16 protein-coding genes are annotated in these 15,960 nt (G+C 65.3%); 4 read left to right on the top strand and 12 right to left on the bottom strand.

Translation table 11 applies throughout. The features are described 5' to 3' along the window. The first annotated feature begins 118 nt into the window (after nt 1-118). Nucleotides 119-1,165 carry a 2Fe-2S iron-sulfur cluster-binding protein gene (locus tag GGR90_RS11460; RefSeq protein ID WP_167921600.1) on the top strand — a complete coding sequence of 349 codons (1,047 nt, stop codon included), beginning with the start codon at nt 119-121 and terminating at the stop codon, nt 1,163-1,165. Nucleotides 1,166-1,181: 16 nt separating this feature from the next. Continuing rightward, nucleotides 1,182-2,621, top strand: coding sequence for an aldehyde dehydrogenase (locus tag GGR90_RS11465; RefSeq protein ID WP_167921601.1), 1,440 nt, complete (start codon nt 1,182-1,184; stop codon nt 2,619-2,621). A gap of 43 nt (nt 2,622-2,664) precedes the next feature. Here GGR90_RS11465 and GGR90_RS11470 read toward each other — a convergent pair whose 3' ends face one another. Both GGR90_RS11470 and GGR90_RS11475 read right to left on the bottom strand, forming a co-directional pair. Then, a complete protein-coding gene (locus GGR90_RS11470) occupies nt 2,665-3,012 on the bottom strand; it encodes a DUF2834 domain-containing protein (protein ID WP_167921602.1) in 348 nt (115 codons plus the stop codon). Beyond that, nucleotides 3,012-4,121: an alkane 1-monooxygenase gene (locus GGR90_RS11475; RefSeq protein ID WP_167921603.1), complete on the bottom strand. Its 1,110-nt coding sequence runs from the start codon at nt 4,119-4,121 to the stop codon at nt 3,012-3,014. The genes GGR90_RS11470 and GGR90_RS11475 overlap by 1 nt, the downstream gene beginning before the upstream one ends. A gap of 136 nt (nt 4,122-4,257) precedes the next feature. On the opposite strand from GGR90_RS11475, the gene GGR90_RS11480 reads away from it, so the two are divergent. Next, nucleotides 4,258-4,986 (top strand): MerR family transcriptional regulator, encoded by a 729-nt coding sequence (locus GGR90_RS11480; protein ID WP_167921604.1) that lies wholly within the window; start codon nt 4,258-4,260, stop codon nt 4,984-4,986. Here the strand turns inward: GGR90_RS11480 and GGR90_RS11485 are convergent. The 10 genes from GGR90_RS11485 to GGR90_RS11530 form a co-directional block, all read right to left on the bottom strand. After that, complete coding sequence (locus GGR90_RS11485; protein ID WP_054735036.1) at nt 4,941-6,113, bottom strand: enoyl-CoA hydratase-related protein; 1,173 nt, start codon at nt 6,111-6,113, stop codon at nt 4,941-4,943. The two genes, GGR90_RS11480 and GGR90_RS11485, sit on opposite strands and share 46 nt — an antisense overlap. Before the next feature lie 14 nt (nt 6,114-6,127). Beyond that, the gene (locus GGR90_RS11490) at nt 6,128-7,519 is read right to left on the bottom strand and encodes an AMP-binding protein (RefSeq protein WP_167921605.1); all 1,392 of its coding nucleotides are present in this window, start codon (nt 7,517-7,519) and stop codon (nt 6,128-6,130) included. 2 nt (nt 7,520-7,521) lie between these two features. Next, nucleotides 7,522-8,445 carry a 3,5-dioxohexanoate:acetyl-CoA acetone transferase gene (gene kce, locus GGR90_RS11495; protein WP_167921606.1) on the bottom strand — a complete coding sequence of 308 codons (924 nt, stop codon included), beginning with the start codon at nt 8,443-8,445 and terminating at the stop codon, nt 7,522-7,524. A 12-nt stretch (nt 8,446-8,457) separates the two neighbouring features. Next, nucleotides 8,458-9,702, bottom strand: a complete 1,245-nt coding sequence (locus GGR90_RS11500; protein WP_167921607.1) for an acetyl-CoA hydrolase/transferase family protein — start codon at nt 9,700-9,702, stop codon at nt 8,458-8,460. 18 nt (nt 9,703-9,720) lie between these two features. Further along, entirely contained in the window at nt 9,721-10,515 is a 795-nt protein-coding gene (locus GGR90_RS11505; protein WP_167921608.1) for an enoyl-CoA hydratase-related protein, read from the bottom strand. Continuing rightward, nucleotides 10,512-10,931, bottom strand: coding sequence for a PaaI family thioesterase (locus tag GGR90_RS11510; RefSeq protein WP_167921609.1), 420 nt, complete (start codon nt 10,929-10,931; stop codon nt 10,512-10,514). Before GGR90_RS11510 ends, GGR90_RS11505 begins: the two co-directional genes overlap by 4 nt. Before the next feature lie 7 nt (nt 10,932-10,938). Beyond that, nucleotides 10,939-11,700: a glucose 1-dehydrogenase gene (locus GGR90_RS11515; protein ID WP_167921610.1), complete on the bottom strand. Its 762-nt coding sequence runs from the start codon at nt 11,698-11,700 to the stop codon at nt 10,939-10,941. 17 nt (nt 11,701-11,717) lie between these two features. Next, nucleotides 11,718-12,203 carry a MarR family transcriptional regulator gene (locus GGR90_RS19625; RefSeq protein WP_167921611.1) on the bottom strand — a complete coding sequence of 162 codons (486 nt, stop codon included), beginning with the start codon at nt 12,201-12,203 and terminating at the stop codon, nt 11,718-11,720. Nucleotides 12,204-12,306: 103 nt separating this feature from the next. Continuing rightward, nucleotides 12,307-13,473 carry an acyl-CoA dehydrogenase family protein gene (locus GGR90_RS11525; RefSeq protein WP_167921612.1) on the bottom strand — a complete coding sequence of 389 codons (1,167 nt, stop codon included), beginning with the start codon at nt 13,471-13,473 and terminating at the stop codon, nt 12,307-12,309. A 27-nt stretch (nt 13,474-13,500) separates the two neighbouring features. Continuing rightward, the gene (locus GGR90_RS11530; RefSeq protein WP_167921613.1) at nt 13,501-14,388 is read right to left on the bottom strand and encodes an SDR family oxidoreductase; all 888 of its coding nucleotides are present in this window, start codon (nt 14,386-14,388) and stop codon (nt 13,501-13,503) included. A 139-nt stretch (nt 14,389-14,527) separates the two neighbouring features. On the opposite strand from GGR90_RS11530, the gene GGR90_RS11535 reads away from it, so the two are divergent. After that, complete coding sequence (locus GGR90_RS11535; RefSeq protein ID WP_167921614.1) at nt 14,528-15,958, top strand: 3-oxoacyl-[acyl-carrier-protein] synthase III C-terminal domain-containing protein; 1,431 nt, start codon at nt 14,528-14,530, stop codon at nt 15,956-15,958. Nucleotides 15,959-15,960: the final 2 nt, after the last annotated feature.

Below are 15,960 nucleotides of genomic sequence, written 5' to 3' on the forward strand. Positions count from 1 at the left end.
ACTCGGACGGGGAGATCCGGTGCGATCATGTCCGCAATTTATTGCGTGACCTTGATACGCAAAATAATCTGTGCCACAAACATGTCAACCACTTTACGAATTTTGAGAGAGATGCCGAATGTCGCTGTTATCCAAGCTTTTTGGGAAGGCGCCCGCTCGCACCGTCGAAATCGAGTCGTCGGGCGACCGGTTCGAGGTCGGTTCGGGGGCGACGATTCTCGAACGCGCGCTCGCCGAGGGAATCGCCTATCCCCACGACTGTACGGTGGGGACCTGCGGGTCGTGCCGCAGCCGCCTGATCTCCGGGAAAGTCGAGGCAATCACGCCCTTTGGCTATACGCTGAGCCGCGAGGAGCTCGATGCGGGCTATATATTGGCGTGCCAGGCACTGCCCAGGTCCGACCTCGTGCTCGACGTCGAAATCGGGGGGAGCGCCTCGGAGGAAATCATCCGTCAGCCGGCCGCCTTCACCGGTGCCAGCGAGCTCACGCACGACATCAAGCGGGTCGCTCTCAAAGTTGATAAACCGATACACTATAAGGCCGGGCAATATGCCAATATTCACTGGGGCGACGGCGCGATCCACCGGTCGTACAGCTTTGCCGACGCCCCGGCTCCGGGCGGCACCCTCGAGCCCGGCTTCTTCGTCCGCCACGTTCCGGGCGGCCAGTTCACCGATCGTCTGTTCGGCGGCACCCTCGCGAGCGAAACGCTCGAGATCGATGGACCGCACGGCAATTTCTGGCTGCGCGAGGGCAAGGGCCCGATCCTCTGCATCGCGGGCGGCTCGGGGCTCGCGCCACTGCTGAGCCTCCTTCAGGATGCGGCAAACCGCCGCGTCCGCCGGGACTGCATTCTCCTGTTCGGCGGCCGCGGCGCGCGCGATCTCTACGCCGCCGAAGCGATCGCTGCGATCCGCAGCGGCTGGACTGCGAGTTTCGACTATTGGCCGATCCTCTCCGAAGAGCAGAACCCCCAATATCGGCACGGCTTCGTCACCGCCTATGTGGCGCAGGCGCTCGAGCGTCTCGGACCGGGCGCGCAGGGCTATATGTGCGGACCACCGCCGATGATCGACGCGGGGATCCACGCGCTCAGCGAAGCAGGCATCGGCCTGCCCGATATTCACTACGACAAATTTACAGACGCCAGCACCGGCGCATGACTCACGGGAGAATGGGATGAGCCTCGATCGCAGCAGTTTTTTCATCGGCAACCAGTGGGTCAAGCCCGCGTCGGACCGGACCTTTCGCATCCAGAACGCCTCGACCGGAGAACAGGTCGCGACCGTACCCGAAGGCAGCGAAGCCGACATCGATGCCGCAGTCGCGGCGGCCAGGCACGCCTTCGACCATTCGCCCTGGCCAAGGATGAAGCCCGCCGACCGCGCCGAGATCATGCTGCGCTTCATGGCGGAACTCGTCGCGCGCGGCAGTGCGATCGCCGAGTCTGTGAGCCTGCAGAACGGCATGCCGGTGACTCTCGCCAACATGCTCGAGGCGCAATTCCCGGCGGGCGTTCTCCAATATTATGCCAGCCTCGCCGACGGCATCATGCTCAGTGAAAGCCGCCCTTCGCAAATGGGCCAGGAAACGCTTGTCGAGCGCGCGCCGGTCGGCGTCGTTGCGGCAGTGGTGCCGTGGAACTTCCCCGTAACGCTCGCTTTCAGCAAGATCGCGCCCGCGATGCTCACCGGCTGCACGCTGGTGATCAAGCCCTCGCCCGGTACGGTTCTCGATAGCTATCTCGTCGCCGAGGCCGCGCTGGCCGCCGGCGTGCCCGCCGGCGTCATCAACATCGTCGCGGCCGACCGCGAGGTCGGCGCCTATCTCGTCTCGCATCCCGGGGTCGACAAGGTCGCCTTCACCGGCTCGACCGGCGCGGGGCGCGCGATCGCGGCGCAATGCGGCCAGCTCCTCCGCCCGGTCACCCTCGAACTCGGCGGCAAGTCCGCCGCACTGCTTCTCGAGGATGTCGATCTCGCAGCCTTCCTGCCGGCCATTCCGATGGTCAGCATGCTGAACAACGGACAGGCCTGCTACAATGGCACACGCCTTCTCGTCCCCGACCGGCGCTATGACGAGATCGTCGAAGCGGTGGCGGGGACCGTGTCGAGCTTCACGGTCGGCGACGCGCTCGATCCGGCGACGCATGTGGGACCGATGGCGTCCGCGGCGCACCGCGACCGGGTCGAATCCTATATCGCCAAGGGCCGCGACGAAGCCCGGCTCGTTGCCGGCGGCGGCCGACCCAAGGGTCACAACAGCGGGTGGTTCGTCGAACCCACCGTGTTTGCCGATGTCGACGAAAATGCGGTGATCGCGCAGGAAGAGATCTTCGGTCCCGTCCTTTCGATCATCCGCTACACCGACGAGGCCGATGCCGTGCGGATCGCAAACGCCTCACAATTCGGGCTCGGTGGCTCGGTGTGGAGCCAGGACCAGGCACGCGGCATCTCCGTTGCCCGGAAGGTCGAGAGCGGAACGATCGGGGTCAACGGCTATATGCCGTCGCTCGGCTCGCCGTTCGGCGGGATCAAGGCGAGCGGCATGGGCAGCGAGTTCGGCCCCGAAACGCTCGCCGGCTACCAGCGCACCAAATCAATCTATGTGATGGGATGAGCCCCGGGGCGCCGCCGCGCGGCGCCCCGTCCGCTCGCCGCGCTCAGCCGGCCGTGCCGGCTTTCGCGAGATGGCGTTCGCGCGCGACCAGATAGAGCGGGAAGGCGAAGCAGGTCCCGATGAAGGACAGGCCGAAATAGAGCCAGCCCTTGCGCGCACCAAGCCCGATCCGCACCGCATCGGGCACGACCCAGATCATGAAGACCGCCCAGGCCGCCAATATGTCGATGGTGAGAAAGGCGGCGGCGCTGCCGCTGCGATAGGCATCGAGAAAGAAGGTCGGCAGGAGCAGCAGATTGCCGCCCTCCCTCACCCACGCGATCCCGTGAAACCAGGCCGCGGCCGCCGAGGCGACCGCGATCAGGATATAGAGCAGGTGGCGCGCGGCCATCAGCTGGCGGCCCAGGCGCCTGCAGGCTTTTCGTCGAACCAGTCGGGCCAGCCCGCGGCGCGGTTTTGCGCCCTCGCAAGCTCGCGTTCCTCAGGCGTCGCCAGTTCATTGTCCCACCTCTTCAGCGCCGGCTTGATCACCATATTATGCCAGACGGGCGGGATGAGCGCCGAGAAGAAGCAGACGAAGACGCTCGGCATCGGGATCCATTGGCGGTCGGGACGCAGTTCGTGGAAGGCCGCGAAACTGTCGGTGTGGTGGTCGGCATGGTTGGTGATTTCGAAGCCCATCACGCGCGACAAGGGCTTCAGATGGTTCCAGACATGACGGCGGGCGATTGCGCCGCCTTCGATGCGGATGAGCCCGTAATGCTGGAAATAGTTGAAACTTTCGACCCAGAAGCGTGCGCCGACCATACCCGCGAGCACCACCGCAACAGCCGTCCAGCCGCCGATCAGGAAAACGAGGCTCTGCATGACGAGCTGCGCGAGAAGCGCCTTCCAGATGCGGTGGCGGATCGACCAGCGTCCATAGCCCTGCTTTTCGAGGCTGTCGCTTTCCATCCGCCACGCATCGCGCGTGCTCTGAATGACGGCATTCCCTGTGAACGCGTAAAGCGAGACCCCGCGCCGAGCGGTATCGCCGTCATGTTCGGTCGCGACGTCGAGGTGGTGACCGGTCACATGCGCGATCTCGCGGGTGCAGTCGAGATAGCAGACCTGCGAATAGGTGCCGATGAACCGGCGCAGCTTGCCGCGCTGATGATAGAGTTCGTGCGAGGCCGGTACCAGCGGGACAACGCTCATCCAGGCAAGCGAGAGGATCGCACCGGCATATTGCCAGGGCGTGATCGCTTCGGCCGAGCGGACCCAGAAGGCCGCCATGAAATAGAGACCGACGGCGAGGATCGTCGCGAGCCACACCGGAAGGTCCGCCATCAGGCCACGCTTCATTTCGCGCGGGCGCATATCATTGGGGAGAACCGAGTCGATCAGGCCGAGAAGCGGGAGCGAGGCGATGCCGATGAAAACCCAGTTTCCGCCGAGCGCGAACCCCGCATAAGCGGCGAGCTGCACGAGCACGGGTACATAATAACGCGTATAGTCCATCGTCGGAACTCCTCTCTCCGACTCAATGCGTAACATATATACGCATTACGATAAAGCACTTTATCATTTGACGACTTATGAGCGATTTTTTGCGTTGCCCTCGGCGCAAGGGAAGGCTTATTCGGGGCGCGTGAAGATGCGCGATCTCGAAAAAAGGACTGGGGTCCACCGGGAGACGATCCGGGTTTACTTTCGGCACGGGCTCCTCCCGGAGCCGGAGCGCCCGGCACCCAATGTCGCCGACTATGGCGAGGCGCATGTCCAGGCCGTGCTCGCGGTTCGCAAGCTTCAGCGCGACGACGGCCTCACCCTGCCCCAGATCAAGGAAGCGCTACGCGGGCAGAACAGCGAAGGCCGGGTCGATGCCGCGGCCTTCCGCAACCTCGAGGCGCTGGTCGCCGCGCGCGTCGGCATGGACGGCGAGGTCCTGCTTGAAACGCTGACCGCGGCCTGGCCCTATGCCGAGCATGACGCGAAGGTCTTTCAGGGTCTTGGGATCGTCGAGATCCTCGACACGCCCAAAGGCCCTGCCCTCAGCATCATGGACAGCCGCATCGTCACGATCTGGCAGTTGATGCGCGCCGAGGGCTATACCGAGGAAAACGGGTTTCCTCCGACCGTCGTCGATTTCTACGCCAAGCCCGCCGACATGGTCGCCCGCGAGGAATCGCAGCGGTTCATCGATGCGACCGAGGGACGAATGGACGACGCCGAGGCCGCGCGCATCTTCCATGCCGGTATTCGTCACATGGTCGACTTCTTCGCGCTTCTCCGTCTCAAGAGCCTGATGCGCTATATCCATTTCGACGACGTGACCGGTCATGTCGACGCGGCGCGGCGCGACGCGAACGGACCGCCCAAATAGGCCGGATAGCCAAGCTGGCTGACCACCGCATAGTCGGCCATCCGCAGATCCTCGTCGGCGCGTCCGTCCGCAAAGGGTGCAATGGCTTCGGCGGCGCTCTCGCGCGCAGCCACGTCACCTAAGCGGCCTTTCAAGGGCTGCAAGGCCGCTACGACATCGGCAATGAAGGCCGGAAGCGTCTCCTTGCGGGCGTGCCGATCATAGTCGGTCTTCCCAAGGAAGAGCGTCTGGATCATGTTCCGCGGTTCGGGGCGCTGAATGAGATGCGCGAAGATCGCCATTTCGCTGCGGATCGCACCATCGAAGCATTGCGGGAGACCGAACTCGATACAGTCGAGGATCGCGATCGGCGCCGGATAATAGCCCTCGGTCTCTGCCATTACACGGGCGCGCACCGGATCGATCTGCGCCGACACCGAGGCCGGCCCCAGATCGAGCCAGTCCTCCTTGTCCCACGGCTGTGCGGCTTCCGGCCGCGAGAGAAGCCAGGCCTCGGCGGCCGCGACTTCGTCGCCCTCCGGGACGAGCGCATGGACAAGGCCTGCATCGAGCGCCGCCTGTCCAGCGAGGCGAGCGCCCTCGAGCAGGATCGGCAGGGCGGCCTGGACGCCGACGAGGCGCGGGAGGCGCTGCGTCCCCCCCGCGCCGGGAAGCAGACCGACGAGCGATTCCGGAAGCCCGAGCGCGGCACGCGGGCTGTCGACGAGAACACGGTAGTGCGTCGCGAGCGAAAGCTCGCAGCCTCCCCCGAGCGCGAGGCCGGCAATCGCCGAGGCCACCGGCTTGCCGGCGGTCTCAAGCGCGCGGAGGGCAGCGCTCAGCGGGAAGAAATGGTCGAAGGCGATGGTGAAGCGTTCGCGCGCCGGCGCCGCGACGATCATGTCATATGCAACGCCGAGTTCGGTGAGATCGGCCCCTGCGCAAAAGGCATTGTCCTTGCCCGACCGGACAAGTACGCCGAGGACATCGCTCGTACCGAGCCAGGCCGCAAAGGCCTTGAGCTCATGGATCGCGGCGTTCGAGAAGACGTTCATCGTCCGTCCCGGCGCGTCGAAGACAAGATGGACGAGGCCATTGTCCTGAAACTCGAGCCGGAACTGTTCCATGGCGGGCGGCGGATTGGTCATCGTCTTTCCTTCGGTCAGGGGGCGGGCGCAAGCTGGCCCTTGCGGACCTTGCCGGCGTCGTCGCGCACGGGCTGGGCCCGGATTTCGAGGCTGCGCGGATGTTTTTCGCGCGCAAGCCAGGGATTGAGGAACTGGCCAAGCTCGGCGAGGCTGAGCGTGCCCGTATCGGCTTCGACAACGGCATGAACGGCCTGACCGAGATCGGGGTGCGGAATGCCGACGACGGCGCAGGAGCGGACCGCCGGGTGTCGGAGGATCGCCGCCTCGACTTCGGCCGGCCAGACGTTGACGCCGCCCGAGATGATGAGGTCGGTGCGCCGGTCGGCAAGGTAGAGATAGCCATCGGCATCGAGCCGGCCGATATCGCCGACCGATTCCCACCCATCGGACGTGGCCCGCCGTTCGGCGCCGATATAGCGATAGGTCGAGCCCGGCCCCCCGGGGGGCATGGCGAACACTTCGCCTTCCTCCCCCGCCTCGCACTCCTGCCCGTCGTCGCGCAGGATCCGGAGGCGCCCGCCGCCGATCGGACGCCCGACAGAACCCGGGCGCTCAAGCCATTCGCGCCCGCCGATCCAGCAGCGCACCAGACCCTCCGTGGCGCCATAGACTTCCCAGATATGATCGCGCCCGCACCATTCGATCCACGCCTGCTTGAGCCAGGGCGCCATCGGGGCCGCCGTGTGGACCACCATCGCCCAGCGCGAGAGGTCGTGACAGGCGCGCGCCGTCGGCGTGAGCGCCATGATCCGGTGCATCATCGTCGGAACCATCAGCGCCCATGTAGCGCCCTCGTCGTCGATCAGCCCCAGCGCCGTCACGGCATCGAACTTGTCCATCGTGACGATCGTCGAGCCCTTCCAGAGGGCGAAGACCGCCGCGCTGAAGGGCGCGTTATGATAGAGCGGCCCCGGTACCAGCACGCAGCTGTTCGCCGGAATTCCGATGAAGTCGGTCCCCTCGGGAAAGCCTGCGCTTCTCCCGTCGACGATGACCTTCGGCACGCCCGTGCTGCCGCCGCTCGTACAAGCCTTCCACGATGCCGCGACATGCCTCGAAGCTTCGCCCTGCGGATCGCCCGGCGCAGGCCCCTCCTCCCCGCCCACGACGAGGCGGGGCTGCATGACGGCGATGATCGCTGTGCGCTCATGCGCCGTGATCTTCCAGGATATCGGCGCCGGGGTGGCGCCCGCGCGGTAAATGCCGAAGGCGAGCGCGATGAAGTCGGGCCCGTTGGGCAGCGCGAAGGCAACGAGATCGTCGGCCGTCACACCGCGCGAGGTCAGCCACGCGCACCATTGTGCCGAGCGGCGATCGAGATCGCCCCAGGTCCAACGCGCCGCGCCGTGCACGATCGCGAGGCGATCGGGCGGAAAGGCTGCGGGAACGTCGGCGAGGGTGCGCATCGTCAGAAGCCGACCTTGTCGCCGCCCTTGAGCGAGAGAATCTCCCGTGCATCGTCCGGCGTCGCCACTTCCAGTCCAAGGCCTTCGATGATCTTGCGCACACGCGTCACCTGCGCGGCATTGCTCGGGGCGAGCACACCCTTGTCGAGCCAGAGATTGTCCTCGAGGCCAACGCGGACATGGCCGCCAAGCGCGGCTGCCTGCGCCGCGATCTTCATTTGCGACGCACCGGCGCCGAGCACCGACCAGCGATAATTGTCGCCGAACAGGCGGTCGGCGGTGCGCTTCATGTGCAGCACTTCTTCGGGGTGCGGGCCGATGCCGCCAAGGAGCCCGAAGCAGGTCTGGATGAACAGCGGCGCTTGGACGAGGCCCTCGGTCCAGAAATAATGGAGATTATGGAGATGGCTCGTGTCGTAGCATTCGAACTCGTAGCGCGCGCCGGTCGCGTTCAGCGTTTCGAGCGCGTAGCGGATGTCCTTGAAGCTGTTGCGAAAGACGAGATCGTGGCTTCCTTCGAGCATGGCGGGCTCCCACTCATGCTTGAACTCCTTGTAGCGCTTCAGCATCGGGAACAGCCCGAAGTTCATCGACCCCATGTTGAGGCTTGCGACTTCGGGCTTCCAGACCGCGGCGGGCTGTACCCGCTCTTCGACCGACATATAGGGCGAGCCGCCGGTCGTGAGGTTCACCACGACATTCGACGATTGCTTGATGACCTTGAGGAAGGGCTCGAAAGCCTCGGGGCTCTGGTCGGGGCGCCCGTCTTCGGGATTGCGCGCGTGGAGGTGGACGATCGCGGCGCCCGCCTCGGCGGCGGCGAGCGCGCTTGCCGCGATCTCCTCCGCCGTCACCGGCAAATGCGGCGACATCGACGGGGTGTGGATCGATCCGGTGATCGCGCAGCTGATGATGACCTTGCTCATATTTCGTCCTTTTCAAAGTTTCGCCGCATAGGCGCGCCAACCGGCGGTCAGCGCCTCGCGGTGCTGCGGGGCGGCGATGGCGACGAGCGCTTCGGCGCGCTCGTCGTAGGATAGCCCCCGGATATCGGCGGCGCCGAACTCGGTAGCGATGATGTCGCTGTCCATGCGGCCGAGCGTGACTGGGCCCGACGAGGCGCCGGGAAGCGCGATGCGGCTGATGGCTCCGCCATCGGCGGCGGCCGGCAGCGCGATGACGCGAAGCCCCCCGCCCTGCCGCGCGCCCGCCGTGAAATCGGGCGCTCCGCCCGGACCCGATATCAGCCCGCGCGGCCCGAATTCGGAGAAGACCTGGCCGAGAAGATCGACCTCGAGCGCCGAATTGATCGCGACGAAATTGGGAATGCCCGCGATGATCGCGCGGTCGTGCGTGACCGCGGCGGGAAGAAAGGCGAATTCCGTCCCTTCGATCGCATGGTAGAGCCGGCGAGAGCCGATCGCGACACCCGCGGTGACCGCCTGCCCCGATGCCAGCGCGCCCGCCTCGAGAAGATCGACAACCTCGTCGCCGACGAGCCCGCTGTGGATACGCAGGTTCCGCCGACCGGTGAGTGCGCGCAAGATGGCGCCCGGCACCTTGCCGACCCCGGTCTGAAGCGTGGCGCCATCGGTGATCCAGGGTGCGACATGGCCAGCAATCGCCTCGGCGATGGGATCGGCCGTGCCGTCGGGTTCGCCGTCGAATCCCGCCGCCTGCTCGACATAGGCGGTGAGCGCGCTGAAAGGGATGCCGCTGTCGCCGCGCGTTCGCGGCATCGCGGGATTGATGTGCGCGATCCGGATCGGGATATGCGGCCAGAGTTCGGCCGCGAAATCAACCGCGGGCCCGAAGCTGCAAAGGCCCTGGTCGTCGGGCGGTGTCACCATACAGATCAGCGCGTCGATCTGCACCTCGCGCAGCCGGCGGCGGATGTCGCTGTAGCAAAGCGGCAGCTGTTCGACGCGCCCGCCCAGATCCTTCTTGAGCGGCGGGGTCACGAAGAAGGTCTCGACGCGCGCCGTAGCGCTCGCAAGATAGCTATAGCGATTGAGCCCCGGCACGAAGATGCCAGTGAAGGTCATCGCGCCGATCGCCTCGCCCGCTGCCATCACCGCCTCGGCAAGGAGCACAGATTCGCCCGAGGCTCCCGTCACCAGCACGCGCCCGCCGGCCGGCAACAGCTCGGCAATATCGGCGGGATCGAAGGGTACGGGAGCCATGTCGGTCGCTCGTCCGCCCTATTTCACATATTTGTGGAAGTCGGGCGCCCGCTTCTCCTGGAAGGCGCGCATGCCTTCCTTCGATTCCTCGGTGTCATAGAACAGCTTGACCGCGTTCAGGCCAAACTGGCTAATGCCGCGGATATTATCGCTGTCGGCGTTGAAGCTGCGCTTGGCGAGCGCCAATGCGGTAGGCGAGCGCTGCGCGATGATGTCGGTCCATTCGTTGACGGCGGCGTCGAGCTCGTCAGCGGGCACGACCCTGTTGACGAGACCCATTTCGAGCGCCTCCTGCCCGCTATACTGGAGGTTCAGATACCAGATTTCACGAGCCTTCTTGTCGCCGACATGCCGCGCGAGGAAGGCCGTGCCCCAGCCCGCGTCGACCGAACCGACCTTAGGGCCGACCTGGCCGAGCTTCGCGGTGTCGGCCATGATCGAGAGGTCGCACAGCGTCGCGAAGACATGGCCGCCGCCAATTGCGAAGCCGTTAATGCGGGCGATGACCGGCTTGGGAATGTCACGGATGATCGACTGCAGTTCGTCGATCGGCAGGCCGACGATGCCGCGACCATCATATTGGCCGTCCTTCGCACTCTGGTCGCCGCCGGTACAAAAGGCCTTGTCGCCGGCCCCCGTCAGCACCACCGACGAGACGCCCTTGTCGTCTGCCGCGAGCTTGAACGAGGCGATGAGTTCCTCGATCGTCTGGGCGCGGAACGCATTGTAGAGCTTCGGCCGGTTGATGATGATCCAGGCGGCGCGGCCGCGGACCTCGTAAATCACGTCTTCGAAAGTGGTGGGGTCGATCATCTTGTCTCTCCTGAAGGTTCGGGTTTGCGGTAAATTGCCGATGCGCGTCCGATCCTGCGTCCCTTGATAGTGAGCAGCGACTGGACGAACAGCATCGTGCGGGTCTGGTTCACGAGCTCGACCTGCGCCTCGACGAGCGCGCCGGACGGCGCGGGCGCGAAATAGTCGACACTGAGCGTGATCGTAGGCGTGTGCGCCTCGCCGGACTCGCAGCCCGGCCAGACCGCGACGATCATGGCATCGGAAAAGGTCGCGAGCGCCCCGCCATGGCAGGTGTCGACAGGGTTGAGATGCTGCTCGTCGACGCGAAAGGCCATGCGCTGGCCCGACCGGTCGATGAAGACCGGCCCGAACCTTGCGCTATAACCCTTGCCTAGATCGACGAGCGCATAGCCGGGAGGCGGCCCTTCGGACATGAGCAGATCAGATCATGTTCATGCCACCGGCGACCGAGAAGGTCTGGCCGGTGATGAAGCCCGCATCGTCGGATGCGAGGAAAGCGACGATACCCGCATAGTCCTCGGGCTCCCCCATGCGCTTCAGCGGAATGCCGCGAACCATCGCATCCTTCCACTTGACCGCCTGTTCGCCTTCGCCGAGCACGCTCGCCATCATCGGCGTGTTGGTCGGTCCCGGGCAGACGACATTGAGCAGCACGCCCTTCGAGGCAAGCTCGCGCGCGACCGACTTGGTGAAGCTGATCAGGCCGCCCTTGCAGGCCGAATAGACCGCTTCGTTGCTGGTACCGACGCGTGCAGCGTCCGACGCGATGTTGATGATCCGTCCACCGCCGCGCGCGACCATGCGCGGTGCGACCGCATGATGGGTGAAGAGCGGCCCGTAGAGGTTGATCGCGATGATCTTGTCCCAGAGCGACTTGTCGGTCGCGAGGAACGGCGCGGGCTTGTCCCAGCCGGCGTTGTTGACCAGCGCCCAGACGGGACCGAGGTCGGCTTCGACCGCCTCGACCGCCGCGTTCACCGCCGCCTGGTCGCTGACGTCGAGTGCGTAGGTCTTGATAACCGCGCCCTCGCCCGCGATGCCCGCGGTTTCCTCACCGGCTTCCGCCTTGAGATCGAAGATCGCGACCTTGCAACCTTCGGCTGCTAGGCGGAGCGTAAGCGCCCTGCCGATACCCTGACCGCCGCCTGTGACGATCGCTACCTTGCCCTGCAAACCCAACACCGTGTCTCTCCTTGAAGCTAAGTCATGAATTCGGGATCGGAGCCGATCGCCTCGCCCTCGCTGCCGGCGAGTTCGAGGAGCGTCTCCTTGATCGTCACGAGCGTCGCGGCGGCCTGATTGAGGGCCTCCTCCGACACATTCTCGAGGATCTGGAGCTCGATCTGCTCCACATTCTCGCGGATGGTGATCACCATCTTGCTGCCCGCGCGCGTCAGATAGACGCGGCGCGCGCGGCCATCGCTGGCATCGGCCCGGCGCTCGACGAAGCCCGCCGCTTCCATGCGGTCGAGCAGCCCGCCGATCGCGACCTTGGTGAGGTCGAGATCCGCCGCAAGCGCGGTCTGGGTCATCCCGTCGCGGCGCGACAGAAAGGCCAATACCCACCATTGCGAGCGGGTGATGCCGAGCGGCTTGAGGGCCCGGTCCACCACGACGCGGCGCAGACGCGACACATCGTGAATGAGAAAGCCGAAGCGAAGTCCGGTGTTGAGGTCTTTGGTCACAGCAGATCCTTGGTGTTGGTTTGCACCGACACCGCTAGACCCGATTGAAGGATTTTCAAAAGGAACTGTTTCGGAATTTTTTGGCCCGCGCGCCATGACCTGGTCAGCCCCGGCTCTTCTGAAGCTTGCCCTTGAACATTTCGCGCGCGATGATCGTCTTCATGATCTCGATCGAGCCGCCCGCGATCTTGACGATGCGCGCATCGGCATAGGCCCGGCAGATCGGATACTCCCACATATAGCCCCAGCCGCCGAAGAGCTGGAGGCACTTGTCCGCGGCCTCGCAGTGAAGCTCGGACGTCACCATCTTCGCCATCGCGGCGTCGACCGGATCGAGCTCGCCCTTCATGAACAGGTCGATGCACTTGTCGGTGAAGACGCGCGCCATCACCGACCGTGCCTTCAAATCTGCGAGCACGAACTGGGTGTTCTGGAAATCGCCGATCGACTGGCCGAACGCCTGGCGCTCGGCGGTATAGTCGACGGTCCATTCGAGCATCACTTCGGTGACCGTTGCGGAGCGGATCGCCTGTGCAAGGCGCTCCTGCGGCAGCTTGGTCATCATGAGCTTGAAGCCCTCGCCCTCGCCGCCGAGCATCGCGCCCTCGGGAATGCGCATATTGTCGAAGAAGAGCTCGGACGTGTCTTGCGCCTTCATGCCGAGCTTCTCGAGATTCTGGCCGCGGTTGAACCCGGGCGTCGCCGCATCGACGAGGAAGAGCGTCACGCCATGCGCGCCGGCCTGGCTGTCGGTCTTGGTCGCGAGCACGATGACGTCGCAAAGCTGACCGTTCGAGATGAAGACCTTCTGGCCGTTGATCACAAACTCGTCGCCGTCGCGCACCGCCTGTGTGCGCACCGCCTTGAGGTCGCTCCCCGCGTGAGGCTCGGTCATGCCGAGCGAGCCGATCGCCTCGCCCCGGACCATCTTGGGCAGCCAGTGGCGTTTCTGCTCTTCGCTTCCGAAGGACAGGATATAGGTCGCCACAAGATCGGTATGGATCAGAAAGCCCGGCCCGCTCGCCCCGACGCGCCACAATTCTTCATAGACGACAGCATCGAACAGATAGTCGAGGCCGAGGCCGCCATATTCCTCGGGCACGGTGCAGCATAGCATGCCCGCCTCGCCGGCCTTCAGCCAGAGCTCACGCGGGACGATGCCCTCCTTCTCCCACCGCTCATGATGGGGGACGATTTCCTTTTCCACGAACTTGCGAACGCTCTCGCGCCACATTTCATGTTCTTCGCTGAAGATATTGCGTTCGATCATAGCCGAGGCCCCTGTTTTTCTTGTTCGTCAGCCTGCCCGATTGGCCTTGTCGCGCTGCGTCGATTGCTCGATCGCCTCGCGCGCCGTCTGCCACTGGGCGTCGGTCATGCCGGTCAGATCCGCGAAGGTTCCGGGTCCCGCGAGATGCTGGCCGCCGTCGATCGCGATCGTCTGGCCGGTGAGATAGTCGCAGCCGTCCGAGAGCAGGAAGGTGATGAGGTTCTGGAGTTCGGGCATCGCGCCGTAGCGCCGGAGCGGTACCGTCTCGTCGCTCGTCGCGGAGGATTTCGCATCGGGGATCGGGTTGAGCTTTTCCCAGGCGCTCTCGGTCGGGAACGGCCCGGGGGCCGTCGCATTGAGGCGAATGCCATAGGGGCCCCATTCGACCGCAAGTGACATCGTCATTGCGTGGAGTGCGGTCTTCGCCATCGCTGAGGGAACGACGAAGGCCGAGCCCGTCCAGACCCAGGTGACGAGGTTGCTGACGACCGAGCCCTTGATGCCTTCATCGATCCAGCGCTTGCCGAGCGCCAGCGTGACATGGAAGCTCCCGTCCATCACCGTCGAGGTGATCGCGCGAAAGCCGCGCGGGCTCAGGCCCTTGGTCGGAGCGATGAAATTGGCGGCAGCGTTGTTGACGAGACTCGTGACCGGTCCCACCTTCCACATCGCTTCCACCATCGCGTCGACCTGATCGGCGTCGCGGATGTCACAAGTATGCCAATGTACCTTTCCTGCCGCGCCTTTCGCGATTTCGGCAGCGGCTTCCTCAAGGACATTCGCGCGGCGGCCGCAGATATGGACGGTAGCCCCCTTTGCGGCCAGCGCCTTCGAAATTTCCAAGCCCAGCCCGGATCCGCCACCTGTCACGAGAATCGATTTGCCCGCGAGCACGTCGGACCGGAATATATCCATGGTGAACCTCTTCCCCGTTTGTGATTCTGACAAGCGGCTTGGCACCGCTCCAATTTCGTAAGCCAGTTTACAACTTCAAAAATTGCTGTCAAGGATGGTTGCAGGAAACAACTGAACGTATGGCGGGAGGTAGCGAAAGGTGACCCATGAACCGGGGTCGATTGTGGCTGTTGGCGGCTATCTGCCGCTCTTGCGTCTGGACCGGGCGCAGGCTGCCAAATCGCTGAGACATTTCGGCCTGGGCGGACGCCAGGCGGGCTATCGCGCCGTTGCGGGCTGGGACGAGGATGCGTTCACGCTCGCCGCCGAAGCGAGTCGCGCCATCGTCGAGTCGCCGCCGGCACGCGTTTGCTTCGCCTCGACGTCGGCCCCCTTCATCGACCGGGCCCATGCGAGTCTGCTCGTCGACGCGCTTGCGCTTCCCCGCAGCACGCGAACCCTCGACGTCGCTGGCAGCCGCCGCTGCGCGGTCGCCGCGCTGCTCGATGCATTGCTCGGCGCCGACGATGCGCTGATCGCCGCGGGCGAACGCCGCCCGGCCAAGGCCGGCAGCCCGTCGCACCTTGCCTATGGCGACGGCGGCAGCGCCGTGCGCACCGGGACCAACGGGGCGGCGAAGCTGGTCGGCTGGGCGTCGGAGGCGCATGACCTTCTCGACAGCTATGCCGCGCGCGGACATGAGACCGCCTATGCGAGCGAGGAGCGGTTCATACGCGATATCGCGGGCGGGACGATCATTGCTCCCGCCATCCTCGCGGCGTGCACGAGGGCTGGTATTGCACCCGGCGACATCAAATGGGCCGCGGTCCATGAGCCACTCTCGGGCATGTGGAAGGATATCGCGCGCCGGACCGGCATCACCGCGCCCAATGATGCCGCGACGCTCGCCGAACAGACCGGAGATCTCGGCGCGGCGCATGCGCTCTTCGCGCTCGCTCTCGCCTTCGATGCCGCGCGCCCGGGCGACCATGTCCTGCTCGCTGGCTTCGGCAGCGGCTGCGATGCCCTCATATTCCGTGTCGATGCGAAAGTCCCCGGCGCCGCGGAAGCGCGTGCCGCGCTCGGTCTTGGCGAGGCGAGCGCCGACTATGTGCGCTTCCTCTCGCTTTCGGGGGCGCTCGATCTCGACTTCGGGGTCCGCTCCGAATTCGAGCAAAAGGCGCAGGCGACGGTGCTCGAACGCTACGGCCGCGACACGCTCGGCTTCATCGGCGGGCGCGACGCCAAGGGCAATGTGCAATTCCCCAAGACCGCGATCCCCGTGCGCCCCGGCGCCGAGGGACGCGAAGCCCTCGAGGATGTCCGGCTCGCCGATCTCGCCGCGACGGTCGCCTCGGTCACCGCCGACCGCCTCAACTACACGCCCGACCCGCCCTTCTGGTTCGGCCTCGTGCAGTTCGACAATGGCGCGCGCATCCTGATGGAACTGACCGACGCCGGGCCCGCCGGCTTCAAGGTCGGCGACCCGCTCGGCATGCGGCTTCGCATCAAGTCTGTAGACAAGCGTCGCGGCATGCGGACCTATTTCTGGAAAGGCGCGCCCGCGAAGCGGCCGCAGATGGAGGCCTGAGC

Source organism: Sphingopyxis italica (genome assembly GCF_011926545.1).
Classification (GTDB): domain Bacteria; phylum Pseudomonadota; class Alphaproteobacteria; order Sphingomonadales; family Sphingomonadaceae; genus Sphingopyxis; species Sphingopyxis italica.

Coding starts and splice junctions, on each gene's coding strand:
- GGR90_RS11530 (WP_167921613.1), bottom strand. CDS start 14,388: ATGGATATATTCCGGTCCGACGTGCTCGCGGGCAAATCGATTCTCGTG.
- kce (WP_167921606.1), bottom strand. CDS start 8,445: ATGAGCAAGGTCATCATCAGCTGCGCGATCACCGGATCGATCCACACC.
- GGR90_RS11460 (WP_167921600.1), top strand. CDS start 119: ATGTCGCTGTTATCCAAGCTTTTTGGGAAGGCGCCCGCTCGCACCGTC.
- GGR90_RS11510 (WP_167921609.1), bottom strand. CDS start 10,931: ATGTCCGAAGGGCCGCCTCCCGGCTATGCGCTCGTCGATCTAGGCAAG.
- GGR90_RS11465 (WP_167921601.1), top strand. CDS start 1,182: ATGAGCCTCGATCGCAGCAGTTTTTTCATCGGCAACCAGTGGGTCAAG.
- GGR90_RS11480 (WP_167921604.1), top strand. CDS start 4,258: ATGCGCGATCTCGAAAAAAGGACTGGGGTCCACCGGGAGACGATCCGG.
- GGR90_RS11485 (WP_054735036.1), bottom strand. CDS start 6,113: ATGACCAATCCGCCGCCCGCCATGGAACAGTTCCGGCTCGAGTTTCAG.
- GGR90_RS11500 (WP_167921607.1), bottom strand. CDS start 9,702: ATGGCTCCCGTACCCTTCGATCCCGCCGATATTGCCGAGCTGTTGCCG.
- GGR90_RS11475 (WP_167921603.1), bottom strand. CDS start 4,121: ATGGACTATACGCGTTATTATGTACCCGTGCTCGTGCAGCTCGCCGCT.
- GGR90_RS11525 (WP_167921612.1), bottom strand. CDS start 13,473: ATGATCGAACGCAATATCTTCAGCGAAGAACATGAAATGTGGCGCGAG.
- GGR90_RS11505 (WP_167921608.1), bottom strand. CDS start 10,515: ATGATCGACCCCACCACTTTCGAAGACGTGATTTACGAGGTCCGCGGC.
- GGR90_RS11490 (WP_167921605.1), bottom strand. CDS start 7,519: ATGCGCACCCTCGCCGACGTTCCCGCAGCCTTTCCGCCCGATCGCCTC.
- GGR90_RS11470 (WP_167921602.1), bottom strand. CDS start 3,012: ATGGCCGCGCGCCACCTGCTCTATATCCTGATCGCGGTCGCCTCGGCG.